Genomic DNA, 24,994 nt, shown 5'->3' with positions numbered 1-24,994 from the left:
GGCTGCCCCCAGCTTCACCGCCCTGCTGCGACAGGACGGCGGCGAAGGTCTCTCACCTCCACTCGACCAATCAGCGCCTCACGGCGCACGTGCCACAGGTGCCACCGGTCGGCGACCTGCAGGACCTCGGGCCGTGCCCGTCGGATGGCTTCGGCGTAGGCGGCGAACCCGTCGCGCACCACGATCTCGATCCCGGGGTGGTCGCGCAGCGAGGCTTGCAGGGTGTCGGCGGTGCGGTCGGGCAACACGTCGATGCGGGTGTTGGTGACCGCGTCGGTGAGCACGGTGGCGTACCGGCGGCCCTTGCGCAGCGCGAAGTCGTCCACACCCAGCACGCGCGGCACCGGGTGCCTGGGTAGGGGCAGGCGCATCAGGTTCCGCAGCGCGGTGTTCTTCGAGATCCGCACGGCCAGGGCCGACAGCACCCGGGTGCCCGCCCGTCCGGCGAGTTCGCGAACCACCGCGCCGATCTGGGCGGTGAGGCGGGATGTGCGCCGCTGGTAGCGGACCAGGACACCGGGCAGTTGCTCCCGGAACGTCTGGCGGGGGCAACCGCGGGCTCGGCATGCCAGGCGGAGTACCCGGACCACGACACGCACGGTCCTGCCGTCGACGGGGGTGTCTGTGAGTGTGCGCTGGTGGTAGGCGTGAACCTTAGTGGAGTGGGTTCCGCAGAGTGGGCAGGGGGCTGGCCGGTCGGGGGTCCGGGCGCAGAGCCGGAGCTCGGTGCCTTCGTCGTCGACTTCCTCGATGACCAGCGGGAGCAGTCCGGAGAAGACGATCTTCAGGAGTTCCTTGACGTCACACTCCACCGAGCGTGGCATGCCGATGCCCTACGTCACCACCGGAATCGGGACAGAGCCTCTACTTGTACAGTCCCAAGGGCGTCGCCATCCGCGACGGCCGGGTGCTGTTGTTGCGCAACGAGCGCGACGAGTGGGAGCTGCCGGGCGGCAAGATCGAGATCGGGGAGACCCCCGAGGAGTGCCTGGCCAGGGAGATCGAGGAAGAGACCGGCTGGCCCGTGCGGATAGCCGAGATCCTCGACTCGTGGATGTACCACATCACCCAGGTCGACCGACACGTCTTCATCGTCACCTACGGATGCCACGTGGACTCCCGTACGCCGGTCATGGCTTCCAGCGAACACAAGGAGGTCGGGCAACCTGCCGAGAGTCAGGTGCCCGACCTGGCGATATTGGGTGTGCCGATCGCGCGCTGCTCCCCAACGAGGCGGTTGTCGGCCGCCTTGACGGGTCCGTATAGGTTCTGCGGCGTCATCAGGACTGCTGTGCCTGCGTGTCGAGCCAGTCCACCGACACTCGAATCGCCTCGTCCTCCCGCTCGGTCGAGTCGAAACCGTGGTCGGACCCCCACACCGTGTGGAAGTCCGTGTCGGTTCGGGAGGAGGCCGCAACCCTGGCGATGTCGTAGGACACGTAGCTGTCCTGGTCACCGTGGACCACGAGCGAGGGAACCCGGGATGACGTGTAGGCGCTGAGAGGGTCGTACAGGCTGAACTCGCGCCACATGACCGGGCTGATGGGAAACTCACCGTCGATCAACAACTGACCGCTGGCGCCCAACTCCCGCTGTTGGTCAGGACCGAAGTTCTCCACTCCCCAGGGGAGCTCAGGGTGGAGGAAGGTGCGCTCCAAGTCGAGTACGGGGTTCCACAGGACGAGAGAGTCGATCCGGTCGCCGAGTACAGGAAGCAGGAGTGAAGAGGACACGGCCCCGAAGCTCGCGGCCAGAACGGAGAGTGGTTCGGGCCACATGTCCAGAGCGTGCTCGATGACCGACTGGAGGTCCAGCATCTCGCCAGCGATGGTCACATCGCGGGGCGTCCCACCGCTCTTGCCGTGTCCCCGGTAGGAGAACCGAATGACGTTGAACCCACTGTCGGACAGGGTGTCGGCCAGGCGGACGAACATGCCGCCCTCGTCCTTGTCGACGGTGATGCCGTGGGCTTGGACAACTGTGCCTTCGAGCGGTCTCCTTTGGAAGGGTGTAGGACCGCGTCGAGCGGGACGCCGTCGGCGCTGACTACGTCGAGGGTGCGCATGCGCTGGACTTCCTGAGCCGGGGGTGGGGGCGGGCTCCTCCTCCAAGGAATGGCGCAATCGTTCCGCCTGGAGCGATGCGAACTCGGACGAGGACCGACCCCTGGAGCAGACGACGCCGAAAGGATACTGGCCAACAGGCACTACGGACAGGACGAGAGCAAAGCTGGTCCCCGCTGATGGGCTCTGGTCTGGTCCAAGATCGCGTCAACCATCTCAAAGGGCACGACCTGGATGAGTTTTCTCCCAGGTGGCCAATGTCGATCGTGCCTGCCGATTCATCGGGCAGACGTGGTCCTCTGAGCGTTAGGCTGCCCCTCACAGACCCTGCGGCGAAGGGAGAATCGTGCTCGCGAAGGAGTCCCGCCCTCGGGTGGCGGTGTACGGACTGGGCGGGACGATCGCCATGACCTCCGACGGGTCAGGAGGGGTAGTTCCGGCCCTGTCGGCGGCCCAACTCGTGGCGGCCGTACCAGGGCTGGCCGAGACCGGTGTCGACATCGAGGTCGAGGACTTCCGACGGCTTCCCGGTGCCTCCCTGGGTCTGTCCGACCTCACCGATCTGGCCGTAGAGATCGACAAGCGCCTGGCCTCGGGAACGGTGGACGGTGTCGTCGTCACCCAAGGCACCGACACCATCGAGGAGACCAGCTACCTGCTCGATCTGTTCCACACCGCCCCGCAACCGGTCGTGTTGACCGGCGCGATGCGCAACCCCACCCTTGCCGGGGCCGACGGGCCCGCGAACCTCCTCGCGGCCGTGCAGACCGCTGCCCATCCGAGTGCTCGGGACCTGGGCGTCCTGGTGGTGCTCGCTGACGAGATTCATGCCGCCGGTCGGGTCCGCAAGACCCACGCCACGAGCGTGACCACCTTCCGGTCCCCCAACGGCGGCCCGCTCGGCTACGTGGTGGAGGGAACCCCGCGCCTGCTCAACCACCCCACGGAGCGCACCACGCTCGACCTGTCGAATCTAGGTTCGGGACCGCGTGTGGCCCTGGTGACGGTGGCGTTGGGCGACGACGGCCTGCTGCTCGACGGCCTGGCCGAACGGGTCGACGGCGCGGTCATCGCCGCGTTCGGCGTCGGCCACGTCCCGAAGAATCTGGTGCCCGCACTCGAAGACCTCGCCAACCGCGTGCCAGTGGTGCTCGCTTCCCGGACCGGTGCCGGGGCCGGACTGGCGACCACCTACGGGTTCCCGGGCTCCGAACAGGACCTGTTGGGGCGAGGGCTGATCCAAGCCGGGTTCCTGGATCCGTACAAGGCGCGCGTCCTGCTGTGGGCATTGTTGGCCACCGGCCACGAACGTGCCGCCGTCTCGGAGACCTTCGCCTCCGCTAGTGGCCACTCCCCGCCTGACCCCTCCCATCCCTCAGAGAAGATGCGGAAACCGACGTGCGCAGTCACGAACTGACCCAGGGGCGGACCTTCGGCCTCGTCTTCGATCACGGTGAGGACTTCTTCTCCTCCCTCACAGAGTTCTGCGGAGCAAACGACGTCCGCAAGGGCTGTATCCCGGTCTTCGTTGCCGGGTTCGCTCACGTGGACATCGTGGGCACCTGCGAGAAACTCGCCGCCCCGACCGCGCCGGTCTGGTCGAAGGTCCAGTTGAGCAACCTCGAAGCGCTGGGCGGTGGCACTATCGCCTACGACGAGGCCACCGACACCATCTCCCCCCACATCCACGTCTCCGTCGGACTGAAGGAGCACAGCGCGACGGGTCATACCAGCCACCTGCTCGGCGCCCAGGTCCAGTTCCTCACCGAGATGGTGCTCGTCGAGGTGACATCGCCGCAGATGCATCGGGTCCCTGACCCGAACCTCTACGACGTGCCGCTCCTCCACTTCGGGGGCGACGGCTGAAGCCTGCGATGTGTCGTGCTCACCCGCCTTCGAAAGCGAGCCCTCCCGTGTCCGACACCCCCTACGTTCCGCGCACGTTCCCCGTCTCGGTCAAGGGCGTCGCCATCCGCGACGGCCAGGTGCTGCTGTTGCGCAACGAGCGCGACGAGTGGGAGCTGCCGGGCGGCAAGATCGAGATCGGGGAGACTCCCGAGGAGTGCCTGGCCCGGGAGATCGAGGAGGAGACCGGTTGGTCCGTGCGGGTAGCCGAGATCCTCGACTCGTGGATGTACCACATCACCCAGGTCGACCGGCACGTCTTCATCGTCACCTACGGATGCCACGTGGAATCTCACGCCCCGGTGGTGGTCTCCAGCGAACACAAGGAGGCCGGGCTGTTCACCGAAGCCCAGGTGCCCGACCTGCCGATGCCCGAGGGCTACAAGCGGTCGGTCCTGGACTGGTTCGCCCGCTCCCGCGCGTGACCGCCACGCTCACGATCCGCTGGCTCTGGCTGCTGCCCGAGGCACGCCGTGCCCTGGAAAGCCGGGAGTTGGCGGTGATCCTCCGCTGCTACCGGACACTGACCGGGTTGTCCCAGGCGGCGATGGGAGAGCTCCTGGGGTACGACCCCTCCTACGTCTCCCTGCTCGAGCGGCGGCAGCGCACTACCGCCAAGATCGGCGATCCCTCCGGCAGGTCCGGGGACCGCCCCGCCCTGACCGACGCCGACATCGCCCGCAACCTAGCCACCTACCGCGACCAGGTCGCGCCGTTCTTCGACTTCACCCGGGCCGACTTCCGACACAACAGCTCATGGCTCAGCGAGGTCCGGCTGCCCGAACTGATCGAGATCCTGGCCCAGGTCCCGGTGTCCATGTCACTGCAACGCGAGGACTTCCGTACACGACTGGAGCAGGGGCACGGGTTGAGCACGGCGGAGTTCATCTACTCCGTGGTCATGGCGATCAACTCGGTCAAGATCGAGGCCGACATCGAACTCGGCGGTGTGGACCAACTGCTCAACATGCAGATGGGACGCAAGGTCATGGAGATCACCGACCAGAAGCCCCAGCTCGTCGCCACCATGCCGCTCATCGAGGGCACCGACGGCACCGGCAAGAAGATGAGCAAGAGCATGGGCAACTACATCGCCCTGAGCGCCACCCCCGAAGACATCTTCGGCAAGGTCATGTCGATCCCCGACCGACTGGTCAGCCCCTACCTGCGCGCGTGGACCGAATGGAGCGACGCGGAGATCGACGCCGTGAACGCGCGCGTGGACAAGGGGACCCTGCACCCGATGGATCTGAAGAAGGTCCTGGCGGGCGAGGCGGTCGCCGCGCTTCACGGCGTTGAGACCGCGATGTCGGCCCGAGCCGCGTTCACCGCCCAGTACTCCCGTCGCGCGTTCGGCGACATCGACACGCTCCCGGTCGTGGACACGGCCTCCACCGGTGAGACGGTCGGTGCCGTACTCGCCCGAGTCCTGGAGTTCACCCCCAGTGTCTCGGCAGCGCGACGGATCGCCAAGCAGAACGGCCTGCGCATCGTCATCGAGACGGCGGGAGGCCAGGAGGCCGTGATCCTGGCCGAGGACGACGTCCAACGGCCGCTGAGCGAGGCCGTGGACAAGGCCCTCTCCTCCTCCGGACAGCCGACGGAGGAGACAGAGGTGTACCTCAAGGCCGGACGCAAGGTCGCGCGCATCGAACGCTCGACGCAGTGACCGGGGACTAACGAGCGGTGGGAGGCCCCGGTGCCGTAGGGCGCCGGGGCAGGAGCTTCTTGCAGGGCTCTGTCGTTGAGGAACCTCCTGTCCGCAGTCAGCACGAAGTGGCAGGACCAGCACATACCCGAGCCTCCGGCACACTTGATACAGGACAGGCAGCGGAGGTTGCGTGCTTCGGAGTCCGCGAACGATGTTTCAGCTCGGCGGAGCGTTCACAGCAGGCGGCCTTAGCTGTCTCTGACGGCCGATACCGTTGGCGACAGAGTTGCCGTGTCCAACTGGTCGGCACGTGTGGGGACGAACTCCGAGGGAAGTGATGGTTGGTGGCGAGCGGACGACTGAGCCTGTCCTGGGTCGGCCGGGATGACGCCCTGCTGAGTACCCCAGATGGCGGCCTCCATCACACCCGGCACGAAACACGACTCGTGATCACCGGGGGCTAACCGTAGTAAAAGCCTGCCGCGCCCGGTTCATTCGTGCCATCTTCCAACGCCTTGCGGAGTTGCCGCTCCGGCAACACGTGCAACCACCCGGGCCGATCGGTAAAAGCACGTCGAGGGGGCCATAGCTGAGCCATGGGACGATGGCTGCTGTTTCTGGCAAAGTGATCGGCACTGCTAGACGATTCTCGTGAGGAACTTGTGAGCACGCTCGGTAGCTTCATCTGGTCAATCGCTGACCAGCTTCGGGGTCCCTATCGCCCCAACCAGTACGGGACAGTGATCCTCCCGTTCACGATCCTGAGACGGCTCGACTGCATCCTCGAGCCCGATCGTGCGTCGGTACGAAAGCTGGCTGCGAGGTACGAGAACCCGAACCGGCTCAAGGTCGAGGTCAAGAAGGCCACGGGGCGGACCTTCTACAATACCTCCAATTACGCGTTCGCGAACCTGCTGGCCGATGCGGACGGGCTTGCGGACAACCTCGCTGACTACGTCGACCGGTTCTCCGCCGACGTGGACGTGTTCGAGTACTTCGACTTCAAGAAGGAGATCCTGGCCCTGGAGAAGGCCGGACTCCTGCGCGAGATCGTCAAGTCCTTCGGCGCCGTCGACCTGCATCCCGACGTGGTGTCCAACGCAGACATGGGGGATGCGTTCGAGTACATCATCCGCAAGTTCAACGAGGCCGCGAACGAGACCTCCGGAGACCACTACACGCCGCGCGACGCGATCCGGCTGCTGGTCGACCTGCTCTTCGCGGAGAGGGACGTCGACCTCTCCGAGGGCAGCATCATCCGGTCGCTGTACGACCCCACCGCCGGTACCGGCGGCATGCTCTCCCTGGCTGAGGAACACCTGCTCGCCGAGAACCCCGAAGCAAAGCTGAGCTTGTACGGCCAGGAGTACAACCCACAGTCATACGCCATCTGCAAGTCCGACCTGCTCGCCAAGGGCCACGACGCGACCAACATCGCCTTCGGGAACACGCTTACCGATGACGCCTTCAAGGGCCGTCAGTTCGACTACTGCATGTCCAACCCGCCTTATGGGGTGGCCTGGAAGCAGTACGCCAAGGCGGTCAAAGAGGAGCGTGAATCCGCCGGTCCCTACGGCCGCTTCGCGCCGGGGCTCCCCTCGACCTCGGACGGCCAGATGCTCTTCCTGCTCCACCTGGCTCACAAGATGCGCGCACCCGAGGACGGCGGCGGCCGCGTCGGCATCATCATGAACGGCTCGCCGCTCTTCAACGGCGCCGCCGAATCCGGTCCCTCCAGCATCCGCAGGTGGCTTCTGGAGAACGACCTCGTCGAGGCGATCGTCGCGCTGCCGACCAACATGTTCTTCAACACCGGCATCGCCACCTACATCTGGATCCTGGATAACACCAAGCACCCCGAACGCCAGGGCAAGGTTCAGCTCATCGATGGAACATCGTTCTGGACCAAGATGCGCAAGAACCTCGGGGCCAAGGGACGCGAGATCAGCGACGATGACCGTGCCGAGGTCGTACGGCTGTACTCCGACTTTGAGGACGCCGACCCTGATTTCTCCAAGGTGCTGCGCAACGACGAGTTCGGCTACTGGACCGTGACTGTCGAGCGCCCCCTGCTCGTTGAGGACGGTAAGCCGGTCGTCGACCGCAAGGGCAACCCGAAGCCCGACTCGAAGAAGCGTGACACTGAGAACGTACCTTTCACCTACGGCGGCTCAACCGCTGGCGTGGCAGGGGAACGTGAGGTTATCCAGGCGTATTTCGACGCGGAGGTGAAACCGCACGTTCCTGACGCCTGGATCGACTGGGCGAAGACGAAGGTCGGTTACGAAGTCCCCTTCAATCGCCACTTCTACAAGTACGTTCCGCCTCGCCCTCTCGCCGAGATTGATGCTGACCTGGAGAAGCAGGTCGCCAAGATCCTCGATCTCTTGAGGGAGGTGGAGGGGTGACACAATCACGTTTTGATCTTGAACAGGCTTGGGCTGGCAAAGTCCCGTCCCACTGGCGCTGGAGTAGAAACAAGGAACTCCTGGCCGAGTCGCTGTCTGTCTCACTCGATGGTTCTGAGGAACTTCTTAGCGTGTCACATCTGACTGGCATCACTCCGAAGTCAGAGAAGAACGTGACGATGACTGCAGCTGAGAACCTTGATGGCTATCGTCTCGTGAACAAAGGTGACCTCGTCATCAACACGATGTGGGCGTGGATGGGGGCGCTTGGCGTCTCGAAGCAGACCGGGATCGTAAGTCCCGCGTACGGGGTCTACAGCCCTCACCCGAACGCACCATTCGACTCTGGGTTCTATGACTACCTCTACCGATCGAACCCTTACGTGATGGAGATGACTCGTTTCTCTCGCGGTATCTGGAGCTCTCGCCTTCGACTCTATCCAGACGTCTTCCTCAGCATGGCGGTTCCAGTTCCCCCGCTAGAGGAACAGCGCGTCATCGCCAACTTTCTTGACCGTGAGACAGCCCGCATCGACACGCTCATCGAGGAGCAGCAGCGACTGATCGAGATGCTCCGCGAGCGGCGGCGGTCAGTCATCACGACCGCAATCCCACCACGAGCCAATCTGGGCAGCGGTGCGGACAAGCTCGGCCGTACCGCACGGATCGGCAACGGATCGACGCCCCGACGCGAGAACAGGGAGTACTGGGACGGTGGCAATATTCCATGGCTCAATAGCTCCGTGGTCAACCAGGGGCGAGTCGGTTCAGCAGCGGAATGCGTCACCGCTACCGCGCTCGTAGAGTGCCATCTCCCGATTGTCCCGCGCGGCTCGATCCTCGTAGGCCTAACTGGCCAAGGCAAGACGCGCGGAATGGCGACGATTCTTGACCTCGAGGCAACGGTGAATCAGCACCTGGCGTACATTACTCCGGACCAAGGTAGATGGGATCCGGATTACCTTATGTGGTTGCTAACAGGCACGTATGACGACCTTCGGCGCATCAGCGAGGAGAACGGCAGTACCAAGGGCGGATTAACCTGTGAGGCGCTCAAACAGTTGCGTGTCACCGTCCCCCCGATTGACGAACAGCGGCGTCTAGCATCCCATCTGGCTGAGCAGACCGCGAAGATCGACACGCTCATCGCCGAGACCGAGCGGTTTATCGAGCTCTCCACGGAACGGCGATCGGCATTGATCACCGCTGCCGTAACGGGGCAGATCGACGTACAAGAGGCGGTGTGATGGCCGACCACAACGAGGGTGCCCTCGAAAGAGAGATCTGTCAGCGCCTCGAAGCTCACGGTTGGGTGTACTCAGCGAACGACCATGACGGCGGTGAGTACGACCGGGAGCGGGCACTTTTCCCGGCAGACCTGTTCGCGTGGCTGGAGGAGACGCAGAAGACTGCGTACGCCAAGGCGTTGAAGGCGGCGGGGTCGCAGGCAAAGTTCCTCGACGTGTTGACTGCGGCGCTGGACAAGCCGTTGGAGCATGGCGGCGGGACGCTCAACATCCTGCGCAACGGGGTGCAGTACATCGGCGGCGGCCGATTGAAGATGGCGCAGTTCCGGCCCGAGACCTCGCTCAACGAGACCACGACAGCGCACTACGAGGCGATGCGGGTGCGCGTGGTGCGGCAGGTGCACTTCTCGACCGCCGACCAGCGCAGCATCGACCTGGTGTTCTTCGTCAACGGGCTCCCGGTGGCCACGGTGGAGCTGAAGACCGACTTCACCCAGTCACTGGACGAAGCGATAAACCAATACAAGCAGGACCGGAACCCGTTGACGAACGGGCGGCCCGAGCCGCTGCTGTCGTTCGGCCACCGGGCACTGGTGCACTTCGCAGTCTCGAACGACCTCGCAGCGATGACCACCAGGCTGGAGGGGGCCAAGACCCACTTCCTGCCGTTCAACACGGGCTTCGAAAGCGGTGCCGGTAACCCTCCCGGCGCGGACGGACGGTCGGCGACGGCATACCTGTGGGAACGGGTCTGGGAGAAGCACGCCTGGCTGAACATCATCGGGCGGCTGATGATCGTGCAGACCCAGGAGGAGTGGGACGTCACCACCGGTACGTCGGTGCGGCGTACGAGCCTGCTCTTTCCTCGGTTCCACCAGTGGGAGGCCGTCACGAACTTGTCGACGCGGTGAAGGAGGAGGGTGCTGGGCAGCGGTACCTCATTGAGCACTCGGCCGGGTCGGGGAAGACGAACACTATCGCTTGGACGGCCCACCGGCTGGCGCGGCTGCATGTCGATGATCGGAAGGTCTTCGACTCGGTCATCGTGGTCGTGGACCGCACCGTGCTCGACTCCCAGCTGCAGGATGCGATCCGGCAGATCGACGGCACCGGCAAGATTGTTGCGACTATCAGCCCCGAGGACGTCCGTAAGGCTGGCGCGAAGTCGAAGTCGGGTCTGCTGGCGCAGGCGTTGAAGAACGGTGAGCTGATCATCGCGGTGACAGTACAGACCTTCCCGCATGCGCTGGACGAGATCCGGACTGACACCAGCCTGAAGGGCAAGCGATTTGCCGTCATCGCCGATGAGGCGCACTCCTCCCAGTCGGGTCAGATCTCCTCGAAACTGAAGCAGGTGCTGACCGCTGAGGAGGTGAAGGAGATCGAGGAGGGTGGCGAGGTCGATGTAGAGTCGGTGCTGGCATCGGAGATGACCGAGCGGGCCGAGTCGGAGAACATCTCCTACTTCGCCTTCACCGCGACGCCGAAGAACAAGACTCTTGAACTGTTCGGCCGTAAGGGGCCCGACGGCAAGCCGCGTGAGTTCCACCTGTACTCGATGAAGCAGGCGATCGAGGAGGGCTACATCCTCGACGTGCTCAAGGGCTACCAGTCCTACGACACTGCGTTGAAAATCGCTGGCAGGGCCGAAAGCGGTGACGGAGGAGAGGTTGAGGAGGCCGCCGCCCGCAAGGGTCTGATGCGGTGGGTGCAGCTCCACCCGACGAATATCAGCCAGAGGGTACAGATCATCGTCGAGCACTTCCACGCCAACGTCGCCTACCTCCTCGAAGGCAAGGCGAAGGCGATGGTAGTGACCGACTCACGCAAGTCCGCGGTGAAGTACAAGCTGGCCATCGACGCCTACATCGCCAGGCGCCGTGCCGAGGACGCTTCGTACAACTACCGCACCCTGGTCGCCTTCTCCGCTGGGGTGACGATGCCCGAGGACGAGACCTGGCACAGCGACTGGGGCCCGCAGCCTTCGAAGGATGACGAGTTCACTGAGGCCAACATGAACCCCGGCGCCGGGGCTGATCTGGCGGCCTCGTTCAAGGGCGAGACGTACAAGATCATGCTGGTCGCCAACAAGTTTCAGACCGGTTTCGACCAGCCCTTACTCTCGGCGATGTACGTCGACAAGAAGCTGTCGGGGGTCACCGCGGTGCAGACGCTTTCGCGTCTCAACCGCACCCACCGCACCGCTGGTGGGGAGCAGAAGCGCAAGACGTTCGTCATCGACTTCGCCAACAAGCCCGAGGACATCAAGGTAGCCTTCGAGCCGTATTTCAAGAACGCGACCCTGGAGACGGAGACCGATCCCTACGTCGTCGTCCACCTGGCCAACAAGCTTGCCCAGGCTGGCATCTACACCGAGGACGACGTTCGCAAGGTCGCCGAGCTGTGGGTGACCCGGAAGGGCAACAACGCGCTCTCGGCGGCGATCAGCCCGGCGCAGCACGATTTCCGGCGCCGCTACGCGCGGGCGATCGAGGAGGAGGACAAGGTCGCGCTCCAGGCGCTCGACCTATTCCGCAAGGATATCTCCACCTACGTACGCCTCTATGACTTCATGTCCCAGATCGTCGACTACGGCGACCCCTACATGGAGATGCTCTCGATCTTCCTGCGCCTGCTGGAGAAGGTCATCGCCGAGTCCGCTTGGACGGCCGAGGTGGACCTCTCCGACGTGGTGCTGGTCGGGGTCAAGCACAACAAGGCTAGACCGGTCGACATCTCGCTCGTGGGCGACGGGCAACTGAAGGGCATTAGTGCCGCCGGCACGGGAACGAAGAAGGATCCGAAGTACGTGGCGCTCCAGGTCGTCATCGACAAGATGAACGACCTCTTCGGCGCCGAGTCGTTCGCCGAGTACCAGGTCCGGGAGTTCGTACAGGGACTCGTCCAGCGATTGCTCGCCGACCCGAACCTGATCAACCAGACCAAGGTGAACTCCAAGAAGCAGTTCCTGGAGTCACCAGACTTCCAAGCAGCCGTTACGGAGGCTGTCGCGGACAACCAGGACGCCCACAACACGATGGCTGACTACTTCTTCACCGACGGGCCAGCTATCAACTCGATCATCGTCGCCCTCGCAGATGCCTTCTACGAAGCAGCGGTCGATCAGCAGGTGGATTCTTAGCCTCTGGAAGGAAAACGGCCTCTGTAACAGCAGATAAAGAACACGACGATGCTCCGAACACGGCATTCATCGAGCCTTTTTCATCCTGCTTCGCGAAGTTGAAGGACGAGCACGGCTCGGGTGATCTCTCCGACCCGGTGCGGGCAGCACCGCAACCGGCGTAGGACGTCCCAGTTCTTGATCTGGGCGAAAGCCCGTTCCCTGGGGCTGCGGAGCTGGGCGTGCTCAGAGTTGACGTCCTTCTTCCACTGCGGCTTGCCCCGGCCCTTGAACGGGCAGAACACCACCTCCGACAGGCCCACGTATCCCTTGTCGCCCAAGCCGAGCAGGCCCGGGGCCTTGATGCGTTCGGCGATCTTCCACACCCGGGCGGCCCTGGTGTCGTGCACCGATCCGAGCAGCGACCACGACGTCCAGAGGGGTTCGCCGTCCGGTGCGGCCACCACTTGGACGTTCATGCCGTGCTTCTTGTGCTTGCCCGAGTAGAACGGGCAGTCGGCCGCGACGCGGTCGCAGGAGATCAGGGTGACGTCGACGATCACGTACTCCCACCCCTTCCGGCGTGCGCGGCACAGCCCCTGTTCCAGGGTGGGTGCCTGCTCAGCGAGCAGGACCGTGGTCTCGCGCACGTACCGCCAGGCCGTCGTAGCCACCCCCTGTCGTACATCACTGTTATCCTGCTCATACACATGAGAAGTTCATCCTCCCTATCAACCTTGCAGCGTGAACACGCACGGCGGATAGCCTTCGTGGACGACCAGTAGCCAGCACAACCCCTCTGAGTCGAGGTAAAGCAGGAGCACCCGGGTGAGGCTGCACTTCAGTTGGCAACTCCTAGCAAGCCTGCAAATCCTACAGCCATACCCGATTCACGCACCCAAATCTGGCCTGCTTTGCAAATTTCCCAAGGAAAAAAATGAACGAATCCGAGCTGTATAGCGTCGAGCAAAGAATCCGCGACCTCTTAACAGACACCGGCATGGATTGGGTTCTTGATGAGGTCGATGCTGCAATCGCTGCTGGCGTGCCAGAAGAAAAGATCCTCCGCCGCCGCTCCCACCGTGGCGGTGGGAAACACTTGACTTCGAGCCCTATGGCCGTCGCTTCTCAGTACGAGGTTGTTGAGCGCCAGCAGCTCGGTTCCGACGAATACGAGGCGTCACACAAGAAGGGGACGCTCGTCATCACCACCCGGACCATGACTAGTCCGGAGCGCGTCAAACTCCTCCTAGATGCCCTGCGGCGAATATTTGTCGAGCTTCCCGAAATTGAGCTGGAGACCTTGAAGACGCTGAGGACTTCGCCAAACAATGATGAAGGAACTCGCAGCGAAGTTCGCAGTGTGGCTTTCGAGCCCGACGAGAATGCCCGCCACCGCCGCGAACGCTCCGTAGTGCTAACTGAGGACATGCCACAGGAACGACGTGAGCGAATCCGTGGCATTCTCGCGAATCTAGCAGCCGAGGTGGACGATTGAGCAACATCAATAATCTCATTAATGAGATCAAAAATCTACTGGAAAATAATGAGATCTCCTACCACTCGGCTTCGGCCGCCTCAGACGTCTATGAAGGCTACGTTTTCTCGTTAATTGTGAGCACAGCGAGTAGACATGGCGCCAGTGTTAGCTACGAGAACATATACGGGGAGAAGGTTGATGACCTACTGTTTCGAACCAGCCCCGGACAACTCTATGGCGACAGTCATCCCTTCACCCACGCCGTCATCGAGTTCTACGGCGCTCCCGCCCTCGAGGTTCACCTAGGGGTCTTTGTTCAGGGTACGTCGGGCGTCCTCCACGAGTGTGATGTGCTCGTACTTCCTGCGGAAGAGGCCGCACTGAGTCGAACCCAGAATATTGCTCCACGCGGAAGCCAATGCCTGCTAATCGTTGAATGTAAGTACTACGTGTCAAACCTGGGAATTGGACTCGCCCGAAACTTTGAGGGTCTACGCTCCGACATCCGCACCCAAGGTGAACTTTTTGTCTCCAATATCGGTTCCCCCAGCATCGTGCGGTATCTTGATGCACGAAAGCGGGGTTTCGAGCGAGACGTGGTACCAAATTCACCCCAAGCAGGATACCTTCAGGCAGAGATCAGGAAGGTGTTCAAGAGTTACCTGAGCAAGCATGCACCTTCGACGGTGATCTGAATAGGCATATCAGCACCCCCAGTTTCCGACATTACCTCGTGGGTGCATTTTTCCACAGAGCTGACCTGAGCGTCTTCAAAGGGGTCGTCAACGCAATGCTTCCACGCGTTGAAACGCTGCAGGGCATTCTCTATGAGAGGAGGAGATCGATGATGGGTGACTGGCACAAGAACAGGCAAAACGGCTAGACCAACAAGTGTGTCGAGGTCCGCGAGCACGACAGCGATGCCGACGGCCGTGACATCCGGCATCCTGATGCCGGGACAAAGTCGAGTTGAACTTCCCTCGCAGCGAATCGCAGGGGTTCCTCGCCTAGATCAGGAACCGATGTCTACGGCTTCCTCCGTGCCTTCCAAGCCCTTGGACGTCTTGACGAGGGCTGATGTGTTTGCAGGGTCACCCCCGCGGCAAGCAGGGCGACCCCTCCTTGGTAACAGGCCGTCCGCGAACATGTGCCGGAAGGCGGTCCAGACACCGACCTGCTCCTCCATGACACCTAGTACGAAACACCGACCACGGCGCCCAATACACGTCAGCGGCCTTCGCCGCAGTGTGCGACCGGTGGGGTGTGGTGCGCTCCAAGGGCGCGGTGGGCTCCAGGGCGCACAACGCGGCGGCGGAGTCGTTCAACGCCACTCTGAAGCGGGAGACGTTGCAGGGATGGGGATTAACGCGGTGACCCACGGTCAGGGCGGCCAGGTTTGCGGTGTTCTCCTGGATCGGCCGGTACAACACCCGGCGGCGGCATTCGGCGAACGGGCAGCTCAGCCCGCTCGTCTGCGAGCAGCGAGCGGTTAGCCTGGAGCTCGCTGCCTGATCAGAGCGTGTCCACACTTCGAGGGAAGCCCCTAAGATCTCAGCATCACCATCCTGGAGGGGCCTTGTCTAGCACTGAGCAGCACGGAGAATCGTCGTCGGACCGCCTGCCGTTCAATTCGGTGTTCAGCACGGTCTTAAACGGATGGGCTTTTGACCGCCAGGCCACAGACGGCGTCTGCGGGCCCGCCGACTCGGGCGCTGTACGCCTCATCTGGCTGAAAAACATTGGGCGAGATGGTGCGATCGCGGAACCGGACACGGAGGTCGATGACTGGCGCAGTGATGCGCCCGAGCGGCTTCATCTTCGTGCCGGGGACATCTTGCTGTCCTCGGTGATCTCCGGTCGGCCAAAGGCTGCTCTAGTACAGGAAGCCGATCTACCGGCCGTCGCTGTGCGCAGTCTCTTTGTTCTCCGCCCGGCCAAACCCTTGTCGGCGGAGCATGCCCGTCTGATCCTCGCGTTTCTGCGCTCCGATACCGTTGGAGCTCTCGCAGCCGGATCATCGTTTCAACAGCACCTCAGGCTCTCCCAGCTCAAGGCGTTGGAGCTACCGAATGAGGATCAGGCCCTGTCCGCGGCCCTGGCCGATCTCGCTGCCGCTGGGCAGCGCTTGGGTGGAATGGCGGCCGAAGCTGGGGCGCTCGCGGAGTCGGTCTTCGACAGGAGCACAAGCCTGGGAGATGCCAGGCGGCTCATCATTGCTACCGGCCAGCTCACCCGGCTCCGGTCTATAGCTGCTGCCCAACTCGACGATCCGGACTTCATCGTTCGCACGCGATACCCCTATCCGATCGCTCTGCGCTGGCGGAACGTCGAGGCGCAGAAGAGCGCGGAAGGCCGGGACGATGCCCAGGCGAACGAATACGCGGCCGTACTCAAGGCGGCGGAAACCCTGCTCGGATACAGCGCGCTTCTCACGATCGCTCTGGCGCACGAGGCTGGCATTAGCTGCAAGGCCATCAGAGGGTTTAAGAGGAAGATCGCAACCGGGCTCGGTGGCCCCGGCTTCGGGGACTGGCAGCGTATCCTTCAGCAGATCGCAGCAGCGGAGGGCATGTCCGGCCTTTCCCCTGAACACCCCCTCCACGAGCTCGCGGTCCTCCTTGCGGACGACGACGCCGAGGTGGCGTGCCAAAGCCTCGGCACCAAGCGCAACAGTAAGGCCCACGGGCGTGAAGACCTCCCCGCTGTCACGGCCTCCAAGCTGAATGAGGCTCACGACAGCTTGCGCTTCCTCCTCAACCGAGCACGGTTCCTCGCCGACCTGCAGCTACTCGATGTGACCAACGTGGTGTGGGATCGCCATGAACAGTCGGACACCGTCACCTTTCGGCGGCTGATGGGAGACCACCCGGTCGTTCCCACTGAAAACCTATGTCATGCCGGACCAGGCCGGATCGCCACCAACCTGTACCTGGCTGACCGCGACCAAGGACTCCACCCGCTGAGCCCGTTCCTTACCTGTGAGAACTGCGAGGGCTGTGCCACTCTGTCACTGTTTCATGCCGACAAGGAACAGGGGGAGTTGCTCCAGACGAGCCTCGACCACGGCCACTTCTACCCGTATCGGGCGGACGAGCGGGCGCTTCGAGCAGTCGGCCTTCGGTAACTATGGACACCGAAGGCGCGGAACGGGGCCGACCGGTTTACCCAGTCGCCATCCTCCCCATCCCGTCTCAACCCTTTCCCCACATGCCCCGCTCCGAGCCGACTCCGAGAAACGCAGGACACACCACTTCTGGCGGTGGCCCACCTGCTCGGGCACACCGGTCTTGGCGCGGCGCTCATCGGCGGCCTCCGCCCAGTCCTTGGGCAGGTAGAGCCGCCAGTTCAGCGGCACCGAAGCGGTATCGGTGACCGCGTGAGGCTCACCGCCTGTTCGCCCAGGACGCCGCACCACTGGCGGGCCGCCCCGACAGACTCGGGTCCCGCTTTGGGCAGGCCCGATTCGTCGATCACCCACGTATCAGGGCCGATGGCCTGGCTGACCTTGGTGGCCAGGCGGCGTTGGACAGGGGTGTGGCCCCGGAGGGACTGGCCCACGAACTGCTGCAGGGTCCGCATGTTGCCGTCGGGCAGGCGTTCAGCCATGAGATGGATGGACTTGCGCCGCCCGTCCAGCATCAGCCCGCACAGGTAGCAGTTGCCCCAGGCCCGGGAGTCCTTGCGGGGGATGAACGCTAGGACCTCAGCGCAGAACGCGTCGAGGGCCTAGCGGAGTTCTTCTACAGCGGCCAACTCCACGCGTCCATGGTCGCGGAACCAAGCCGAGAAATCAGAAACTTAACGAAGTACTACTAGGTTCCTATCGCAGATCCACGTTTCAGCCGTCGTTGATACCCGGTTTTCTCTCGAAACCGCAAGCGCCCCCGGTGTCTCTGTGACATCCTGAAGGGCTCTATCCCCTCAGAGAACGGTGCTCACGGTGAAACTCCTGCACGCCGCTGATCTGCACATCGACAGTCCCATGCGCGGCCTGGTGAGATACCCCGGGGCACCTGAGGAGCACCTGCGCGGCGCTGCACGGAACGCCCTGCGCAACCTGGTGGGTCTGGCGCTGGACGAGCAGGTCACCGCCGTTCTCCTGGCCGGTGACGTCTACGACGGCACCTGGCCCGACGTCAATACCGGCCTGTTCTTCACCCAGCAGATGCAGCTGCTGCGCGAGGCCGACATCCCGGTCTTCATGATCTCGGGCAACCACGACGCCGAGAACAAGATGACCGTGTCCCTCCAGCTACCCGACAACGTGCACCGGTTCGACAGCGCCGAGGCCGGTACGAAGGTACGAGAAGACCTCGGGCTGGCGGTACACGGGCAGAGCTTCGCCCAGCGCGACGTGACGGACAATCTCGCGGCCGGATACCCCCAAGCGCGTTCGAACCTGTTCAACGTCGGTCTGCTGCACACCGCCCTGGACGGCGACCGATCCAGCGGGCACCGACCCTACGCCCCCTGCTCTTTGGAGCAGTTGGTCAACCGCGGCTACGACTACTGGGCGCTCGGCCACATCCACAAGCGCGAAGTCAAGAACGCCGACGGCGTACACGTGGTCTTTCCTGGCAACATCCAGGGACGGCACGCCAGGGAGACCGATGCCAAGGGCTGCACCCTCGTCACCGTCGACGCCCACCTGCGCGTGGTCGGCCAGCCCAAGCACCGCGACCTGGACACCTCCGCGCGCTGGCACCGCCTGGAGGTAGACATGGGCTCGGCCTCGACCATGGACGAGGCCTGCGCTCTGGTGGAAAAAGAGCTGGCCGACCGAGTCGCCGACCAGGCCATCGACGGCCGGGTGGACGCCGTGCGGGTGGTGGCCACCGGTGCGAGCGAGGCGCACTCGGAGCTGCTTGGCCAGCAGGAGTCGTTCATTGGCAACGTCCGAGAGATCAGCCAGCAGGGCCGGTTCTCCTCGGTGTGGATCGAGAAGGTCGGGGTCCGCACCTCGCGCCCTGAGCGGTGGCTGCCGCCTGAGCAGGTCGCCGACGCTGTTGAGGGCATCCGGGAGGAGGGCGGACGCCTGGGTGGCGATACCTCCCGTGTGCGGGAGCTGCTCGACCGGACCCGGCTGCGCGCCAAGCTTCCCAGGGAACTGACCGAGGTGTTCGACCAGGACGGCTGGGCGGAGCGCACCGCCGAGGAGGCGGTGGAGATGCTGACCGTGCTGTTGGAGGAGGGGAAGCGATGAGGATCGAACACCTGGGCCTGACCGCGTTCGGCCCGTTCACTGACCTGCCGCTCAATCTGTCCGGGCCGGGGGTGCATGTGGTGCACGGGCCCAACGAGGCGGGCAAGACTTCGGCGCTGACCGCGATGGGTGAGCTGCTCTACGGTTTCGATCACCGCACCCCCTACGACTTCGTGCACGGCAAACCCGATCTGAGGCTCGACGCGGTGCTCTCCGACGGTTCGGGCACCACCCTGGAGGTCGTACGACACAAGCGCAACCGCAACTCCCTGACCGGACCCGATGGCACACCGATCCCTGAGGAGCGTATGACCGCTCTGCTCAATGGGGTGACACCGGAGGTCTTCTCCAGCACGTTCGCCCTCACCCTGAAGGAGCTGAAGCGGGGCGGGCAGCAGCTGATCGAAGGCCGGGGAAACCTGGGCCAGGCGCTGTACTCGGCACGATCGGGCCGGGATCTGCGTGCGGTGCTCCGGCACCTGAAGGAACGGCAGGAGTCCCTGTACCTGTCCTCGGGCAACGCAAGGAAGCCCGCCGTCAATGATCTGATGCTGCGGCACAAGGTCCTGCAGAGGGACTTGGAGGCGGTCCAGACACGATCGGAGGCCTTCGACCGGCTGCGCGGACAGGTCAAGGAGGCTGCGGCCGCAGTTGAAGAGCTTGAGAAGAACTACCAGGAGGCGTACGCCGAGCACCGGCGCCAGGAGAAGCTGCTCCGGGTCCTGCCTCAACTGCGGGAGCGTCGCCGAATCCTGCACGTCCTGGAGAGTCTGTCCACGGAGGGGCCGCTCGCCCCACCGGGGGCTGACGAACGGCTGCGGCGTCTGGAGCAGGAGCGCGAGCAGCAGGAGACCCTGTGCGGGAGGGCCGCGCGGAATCTGGACAGCCTGCGGGAACAGATGGCGGGGTTGGAGGTCGACGCGCGTCTGACGGAGGCCGGTGGGGAGGTCGCTTCCCTGGCGGAGTTGCTGGCGGGGGTCAATAAGAGTGTCCGCGAGTGGGAGGCGTCCGAACGCGACGGGCACACGTATCACGCCGATGCGGTGCGGCTGTGGGCTCAGGTGCGGCCAGGTCAGGAACTGGGCGAAGCCGGGCCCGAACGTGTGGCGGATTCGGTGAGCGAGCGAATCGAGGCCCTCGCCGAACAACACCCCCATCTGAAGGCTGAGGAGGACAGTGCCCGTCGCCAACGGGATGCCAAGGCCGAGGAGGCCATGGCCTCGCGAGCTGCGTTGGAGGCTCTGAACGCGCCCGAGGACGACGGACGACTGCGCACCGTTCTGGAGCAGGCCCCCGTCTCGTTGGAGGAGTCCCTGCGGCGGGACCGGACCGAAGCGGCGGACCTGTCGACGCGGTTGGAGACGGCGCTGGCCGCGACCGGGTGGGCCGAGCGGTGGGCTGACATGGACCAGGCGTGTTCGGCTCTGCTGTCGGCCTTCGCACCTGGCCGGGACGAGGTGTCCGCCTACCGGGACAGGCTCAACGACCACCGTGCACGGCGCAAGACCGCCAGAAAGGAGCAAAGCCACCGGGAGAAGCAGCGGGACAAGCACCGCGGCGAACTGGAGGACCTGTGCTCGCGGGTGGACCCGCCCACGGAGGAGGACCTGCGTGAGCACCGTCGGAAGCGGGACGAGCTCTGGGAGCGAATCCGCACCGAGGGCCTGCCGATCGCGGCCACAGAGGAGGGGCCCGCGCTGGCGCGTGATTTCGAGGAGGCGTCGACCCGGGCGGACACCCTCGCCGACCGACTGCGCAACGAAGCCGAGGCCGTGAACCGACGGCTGACCCTGGAATCACAGCTGCGGGATGTCGAACTGGACCTGGCCTACGGCCAGGAGGAGCTGGCAGGTCTGGCCTCCGAACACGCGGAACTGGAACGGGAATGGGGGGCGCTGTGGCCCGACGAAGCGGTGCCCGCGCCCCGGCTCAACGAGACAGAGACGCTGCTGGGGCGCCTACAGGAACTCCGTGACCTGCACGAGAAGCAGAAGGAGGCCTTGAACGCACTCCGCGACACGGAGCGCTCGGTGCGGACCGTGGCCGACCAACTGAGCGCCCTGCTCTCGGACAGCGGGGTGGACGTGGCACCGCTCCTCGTCCCCGACTGTGACCACGCGGTGCTCCTACCGCAACTCCGCGATCTGGCCCGGGAGGAACGGGACCGGCGTGCCAAGGCCGTGGAGGGCCACACCGCGGCCCTCCACCGCGTGGAGAGCGACGAACGGGAACTGGAACGGCTTGAGCGAGATCTGGAGCAGGCTGAGTCGGCGCTGGCAAGGTGGTCGGAGCAGTGGGGCGAGGCCGTCGAGGCCGCAGGATTCTCCGCCGACACGCCGCCCCAGGCGGTGCGGGATGACCTGGATCGGCTGGAAAGGGCCGCTGAGTTGTGGACACGGGCACGTGAGGCGGAAGGGCGGGCGCGCCGTGCTCAACAGGAGGTCGAGGAGTTCGACCAACGTGTGCGGGCGGTCTTCGGTATCTGCGGTCTGACCCCGCCTCAGGAACGGGCCGACCGCGACCGGGAGCTGCGCGATCTTCACCGTAGGGTCCAGGACAACGCCGAGGCCGAGCACAAACTGAGCACTCTGCAGGAGTCCGTCGCTCAGGAGGAGGACGCACTCGCGGACGCGCGAGCCGCACTGGAGCGGGCCGAGAAGGACCTGTCCGCGTTGCTGGAAGAAACCGGTGTCTGCGATACCGCCGCGTTGCGCGAGGCGATCGAACGCGCGACGAAGACCGTCCAGGAGCGTAGAAGCCTCGACCAGGTGCAGGGCCAGCTGAACCGTGAAGGGGACATCGATCGCCTCGAAAAACAGACAGCCGGGCTCGACGACACCACAGCCGCAGCACGAGTGCAGGCGGCCCAGGAAGAGTTGGACGAACTCGACGGGAAACGTACAGCTGCCCGGGAGCGGCACACGCGAGCCCGCGGTGAGCTGGAGCGCGTCGACGGATCGGCCCGCGCGGCCGACCTCGCCGAGGAACGGGCAGCGGTCACCGCCGAGATCCAGGAGCGGGTCGCTGAATACATGCGGTTGACCTTCGCCCACGAGATCTTGACCGCACAGGTGGAGGCCTACCAGCAGCAGAACCAGGGACCGGTCCTGCTACGGGCACAGGACCTGTTCAAGGTCCTGACGCTGGGCCGGTTCACGGGGCTGCGGCCGGATGTGGACGAGAACGGTGCCCACGTCCTGCACGTGGTACGCCGGGGCGGGCGAGTGGAGGAGGTCGATGCCTTGAGCGAAGGCACGGCCGACCAGCTCTACCTGGCTCTGCGGTTGGCCTCACTGGAGCAGTATGCCGACGCCAACCAGATGATGCCGTTCGTGGTCGACGACGTGTTCATGACCTTCGACGATGAGCGCGCCGTGGCCGCCTTGGAGGTCTTGAACGGCATGGCCGACCGATTCCAGGTGGTGGTGTTCACCCATCACGACCACCTCGCCGACCTGGCCGAGCGGTCTCTGCCCACTGGCCGCGCGCACCTGCATGCGCTACCTCGCTTCGAGCCTCCGCTACGCAGCGCCGCCGCTCTTGGAGGTGGAACATCGGTGATGACAGTCGGGCCAACACCCCCGTCCGCGGTGGCCACTGCCTCCTCCCCTGGCGAGCGCACCTGCCGGGACTGCGGCAACACGTTCATCCACCGCAAGCGCGGTCGCCCCCCGGTTCTGTGCCCGGAGTGCCGGGAGAACACCTGAGACACAGGGGACTCGGGCGAAGGGCTGGCTCCCGTCACTCTTCGGGCGGGACTGCAATCCAGCCCCGCCCGAAGGAGGTCAGAAGAAGCCTTCCAGGAGCTTTCGGGCCTGCTCCTCATCTGCCCGACTGCGTTCCTCGTCCTCCTCCCAGATAACCGAGGAGAACAGCCCGCTACCACTCCACTCCTCGATGACGGACTCATCCAGACCCTCCCCGTACACGTCCCGCGCGCTGTACAGGACACGCAGCTGCCGCCTGAGATCAGGAAACCGTCGAGGCAGTCGTGGAGCCGTTCGTGGTAGGGATTCCCATCGATGAGTTGGAGACCACCACTATAAGGCTTGAACTCTTCAGTGAGAATCTCATCCAAGTCATCAAGGTACTGCGCCTCTACACCCCGAAGGGCCGCGTAAGCGATTTCTCTCTTCGAGATAAGGTCAGCAAGTCGTGGAGCAGAAATCGAGGTCCACTGCTCCTTGGCTGCACAGAGTAGATGCGCGGCGATGTCGGCCGAGGTATACCCCTGACCGGTCAACACTTTTTCGATCATCGATGCTAGCCCGATACGGAGCTCACGCCGGTACTCGGGGACGGCCTTGAGCACAGCGCTGAAGGTCGCGCGTTGCAGTGATTCAGGTCCGATGACGTGCTCGTTCAGTTCGTCGAAGTACAGGACGGCGTCGACTCGCTCCCTTTGCGTGTTCTTCGTACGCATGTGCGCCCCTCTCGCGCTTCTAGCGTCAACCATAAGAGCCGAATCTACATTCCTCGGGCTTCTACTGCTCAGGCCCGACATGAAGTAGACGAAGTTATTCACACCGTTCTCGGGCTGACCGAAGACCATCGCCGAGATCTGGATCTGGCCCTCCGTGACAGCGACGACCGTTCCGAGGCCCGCGTAGGTGACCTCCTCCTTCTCAGCCATCCCCAGGGTGGTGAGGGAAGTCATGGTGGTCAGTCCGACCGGGTCAAATCTAATGGTGACAGTTCGCTCACCGTAGGAAAACCGCAGGTGGGGATCCCACTTAATGGATCCGCTGATACGTGCCAGCTGTCGCGCCCGTTTGATGTTACGGGCCCGCATCGGGGAGTCGAAGGACACCACCATCCCCGGCTTAACCGGGACCGGCGTGGACGGGTCGAGGTCGAGCGCCCGCTCTCCCCAGTTCCCGAAGACCGCTCTGGCACGGTTGACGAAAGCTCCCGCCTTCGCTCCCTGGTCCCGGAACGCCCTCTCCGGGTCCAGTTCGATCTGCTTGCAGATCCGCAGGAGTTCCTCTCCTCCTGGAAGCATCATGATCCGGGGGAGGTTAACGAAGTCAACGTGGTGGTAACGGACGTTCCACGCGCTCCCCGCCTGGCGAAGCATGCGCGTCCAGGACTCGTGCCGCTCCTTCACGGCGAGGAGTTCCTCGACGGGGTAGCCGAGACCGGAGTTCTTGTCGATCTTGCTGTGACAAGAGGGGCAGAGGAACATCAGGTTGTCGACAGCGTTGCGCTGGTCGACCGACATCTTGGGGACAGCCCTTGGCCCCTGGTCATTGCGGGCGACGATGTGGACCACTTCCGCAGTCGGGAGGTTCCCGCGCGTGGTTGGGTCCAGCTCGCATCGGCACAGGTAGCACATGCCGTTGGACAGCCGCCACAGTTCCCTCTTGACCGAATCGCTGACCCCTGAGGTCTTTCCGGTACCTATGTCCCCATCCCTTCCCCGAACGTTCAACGAACCGGGAACACTCTAGCCCGCGGTGCTGACATCGAAGACACCCTCCCCTTCTCCGGTTGATGCGCAGACCAGCGAAGGGGGAATCCCCGCGTTCTGAAAGTCAGAATCGTGGTACGCCTACCGAAGATGTGACGGGAGACCCTGGCACACACCAGGAGTTTCGCAACCCCCGGAACGAAATACTGATGGGTCAGCTGACCCAGATGCCCTCAGGTGAGAGTCGACGGGCAAGACGAAGGCCAGCGTCACTGATCGGGGTAGACCACGACACATCGGCGACCTTGCACCCGAAGTCGTCCGCGAGTGCCTGCACGAGCGTGGCGCCAACGCCCTGTCGGCGATAGACGTTGGCCACCCAGACCAGGTCGATGCGTGGGCGCAGAGGGTCATGTCCCTTGGAGTGGTGTAACTTCACAACCGCACTAACCCCCGGGATGTGACCCGGGACCGATCTCGCTGGGGCCCCTCTGCCGCCCTGGTCC

Annotated in this window: 15 protein-coding genes and 4 pseudogenes; 15 read left to right on the top strand and 4 right to left on the bottom strand. The window is 64.1% G+C overall.

The window, feature by feature from the left end; genetic code table 11:
* Nucleotides 1-56 precede the first annotated feature (56 nt).
* Nucleotides 57-824, bottom strand: a pseudogene (locus BJF83_RS19145) (ISL3 family transposase); the annotation flags it as partial.
* Between BJF83_RS19145 and BJF83_RS29630 the strand changes: the two are divergent.
* A pseudogene (locus BJF83_RS29630) lies at nt 818-1,099 on the top strand (NUDIX domain-containing protein); the annotation flags it as partial. The pseudogenes BJF83_RS19145 and BJF83_RS29630 overlap by 7 nt on opposite strands.
* Before the next feature lie 181 nt (nt 1,100-1,280).
* Here BJF83_RS29630 and BJF83_RS19135 read toward each other — a convergent pair.
* Nucleotides 1,281-1,934 carry an alpha/beta hydrolase gene (locus BJF83_RS19135; protein ID WP_262391682.1) on the bottom strand — a complete coding sequence of 218 codons (654 nt, stop codon included), beginning with the start codon at nt 1,932-1,934 and terminating at the stop codon, nt 1,281-1,283.
* Between the two features lie 475 nt (nt 1,935-2,409).
* Between BJF83_RS19135 and BJF83_RS19130 the strand changes: the two genes are divergently transcribed.
* From BJF83_RS19130 to BJF83_RS19100, 8 genes are all read left to right on the top strand, one after another.
* Nucleotides 2,410-3,480 carry an asparaginase gene (locus tag BJF83_RS19130; protein WP_262391681.1) on the top strand — a complete coding sequence of 357 codons (1,071 nt, stop codon included), beginning with the start codon at nt 2,410-2,412 and terminating at the stop codon, nt 3,478-3,480.
* Nucleotides 3,462-3,929, top strand: a complete 468-nt coding sequence (locus tag BJF83_RS19125) for a PPC domain-containing DNA-binding protein (protein ID WP_075927404.1) — start codon at nt 3,462-3,464, stop codon at nt 3,927-3,929. Before BJF83_RS19130 ends, BJF83_RS19125 begins: the two co-directional genes overlap by 19 nt.
* A 47-nt stretch (nt 3,930-3,976) precedes the next feature.
* Nucleotides 3,977-4,393, top strand: coding sequence for an NUDIX domain-containing protein (locus BJF83_RS19120; RefSeq protein WP_262391680.1), 417 nt, complete (start codon nt 3,977-3,979; stop codon nt 4,391-4,393).
* Nucleotides 4,390-5,637, top strand: coding sequence for a tyrosine--tRNA ligase (tyrS, locus tag BJF83_RS19115; protein WP_075927402.1), 1,248 nt, complete (start codon nt 4,390-4,392; stop codon nt 5,635-5,637). The genes BJF83_RS19120 and tyrS overlap by 4 nt, the downstream gene beginning before the upstream one ends.
* A 644-nt stretch (nt 5,638-6,281) precedes the next feature.
* Complete coding sequence (locus tag BJF83_RS19110) at nt 6,282-8,027, top strand: class I SAM-dependent DNA methyltransferase (RefSeq protein WP_075927401.1); 1,746 nt, start codon at nt 6,282-6,284, stop codon at nt 8,025-8,027.
* A gap of 131 nt (nt 8,028-8,158) precedes the next feature.
* Complete coding sequence (locus tag BJF83_RS19105; protein ID WP_143831989.1) at nt 8,159-9,274, top strand: restriction endonuclease subunit S; 1,116 nt, start codon at nt 8,159-8,161, stop codon at nt 9,272-9,274.
* Nucleotides 9,274-10,185 carry a type I restriction endonuclease gene (locus BJF83_RS29625; protein ID WP_262391679.1) on the top strand — a complete coding sequence of 304 codons (912 nt, stop codon included), beginning with the start codon at nt 9,274-9,276 and terminating at the stop codon, nt 10,183-10,185. The genes BJF83_RS19105 and BJF83_RS29625 overlap by 1 nt, the downstream gene beginning before the upstream one ends.
* Entirely contained in the window at nt 10,182-12,416 is a 2,235-nt protein-coding gene (locus BJF83_RS19100) for a DEAD/DEAH box helicase family protein (protein ID WP_262391678.1), read from the top strand. The genes BJF83_RS29625 and BJF83_RS19100 overlap by 4 nt, the downstream gene beginning before the upstream one ends.
* Before the next feature lie 80 nt (nt 12,417-12,496).
* On the opposite strand, the gene BJF83_RS19095 is transcribed toward BJF83_RS19100, so the two are convergent.
* Nucleotides 12,497-13,069: a transposase family protein gene (locus BJF83_RS19095; protein WP_262391677.1), complete on the bottom strand. Its 573-nt coding sequence runs from the start codon at nt 13,067-13,069 to the stop codon at nt 12,497-12,499.
* A 263-nt stretch (nt 13,070-13,332) separates the two neighbouring features.
* Between BJF83_RS19095 and BJF83_RS26985 the strand changes: the two genes are divergently transcribed.
* From BJF83_RS26985 to BJF83_RS19085, 4 genes and pseudogenes are all read left to right on the top strand, one after another.
* Nucleotides 13,333-13,893: a hypothetical protein gene (locus tag BJF83_RS26985; RefSeq protein ID WP_143831988.1), complete on the top strand. Its 561-nt coding sequence runs from the start codon at nt 13,333-13,335 to the stop codon at nt 13,891-13,893.
* On the top strand, nt 13,890-14,570 hold the full coding sequence (locus tag BJF83_RS26980; protein ID WP_143831987.1) for a hypothetical protein: 681 nt from the start codon (nt 13,890-13,892) through the stop codon (nt 14,568-14,570). The genes BJF83_RS26985 and BJF83_RS26980 overlap by 4 nt, the downstream gene beginning before the upstream one ends.
* Before the next feature lie 505 nt (nt 14,571-15,075).
* Nucleotides 15,076-15,387: pseudogene (locus BJF83_RS31245) on the top strand (integrase core domain-containing protein); the annotation flags it as partial.
* A gap of 64 nt (nt 15,388-15,451) precedes the next feature.
* Nucleotides 15,452-16,999 (top strand): restriction endonuclease, encoded by a 1,548-nt coding sequence (locus BJF83_RS19085; protein ID WP_143831985.1) that lies wholly within the window; start codon nt 15,452-15,454, stop codon nt 16,997-16,999.
* Nucleotides 17,000-17,122: 123 nt separating this feature from the next.
* On the opposite strand, the pseudogene BJF83_RS31240 reads toward BJF83_RS19085, so the two are convergent.
* Nucleotides 17,123-17,598, bottom strand: a pseudogene (locus BJF83_RS31240) (transposase); the annotation flags it as partial.
* A gap of 217 nt (nt 17,599-17,815) precedes the next feature.
* Here BJF83_RS31240 and BJF83_RS19070 point away from each other — a divergent pair.
* Together BJF83_RS19070 and BJF83_RS19065 are read left to right on the top strand one after the other, a co-directional pair.
* Nucleotides 17,816-19,078, top strand: a complete 1,263-nt coding sequence (locus BJF83_RS19070; protein WP_075927406.1) for a DNA repair exonuclease — start codon at nt 17,816-17,818, stop codon at nt 19,076-19,078.
* Nucleotides 19,075-22,785, top strand: coding sequence for a YhaN family protein (locus BJF83_RS19065; RefSeq protein ID WP_075927397.1), 3,711 nt, complete (start codon nt 19,075-19,077; stop codon nt 22,783-22,785). Before BJF83_RS19070 ends, BJF83_RS19065 begins: the two co-directional genes overlap by 4 nt.
* Nucleotides 22,786-24,994: the final 2,209 nt, after the last annotated feature.

This window comes from Nocardiopsis sp. CNR-923 (genome assembly GCF_001942255.1).
In the GTDB taxonomy this organism is placed as follows: domain Bacteria; phylum Actinomycetota; class Actinomycetes; order Streptosporangiales; family Streptosporangiaceae; genus Nocardiopsis.
The sequence above is the reverse complement of the archived record's forward strand: the minus strand, read 5'-3'. Positions and strand labels throughout refer to the sequence as shown.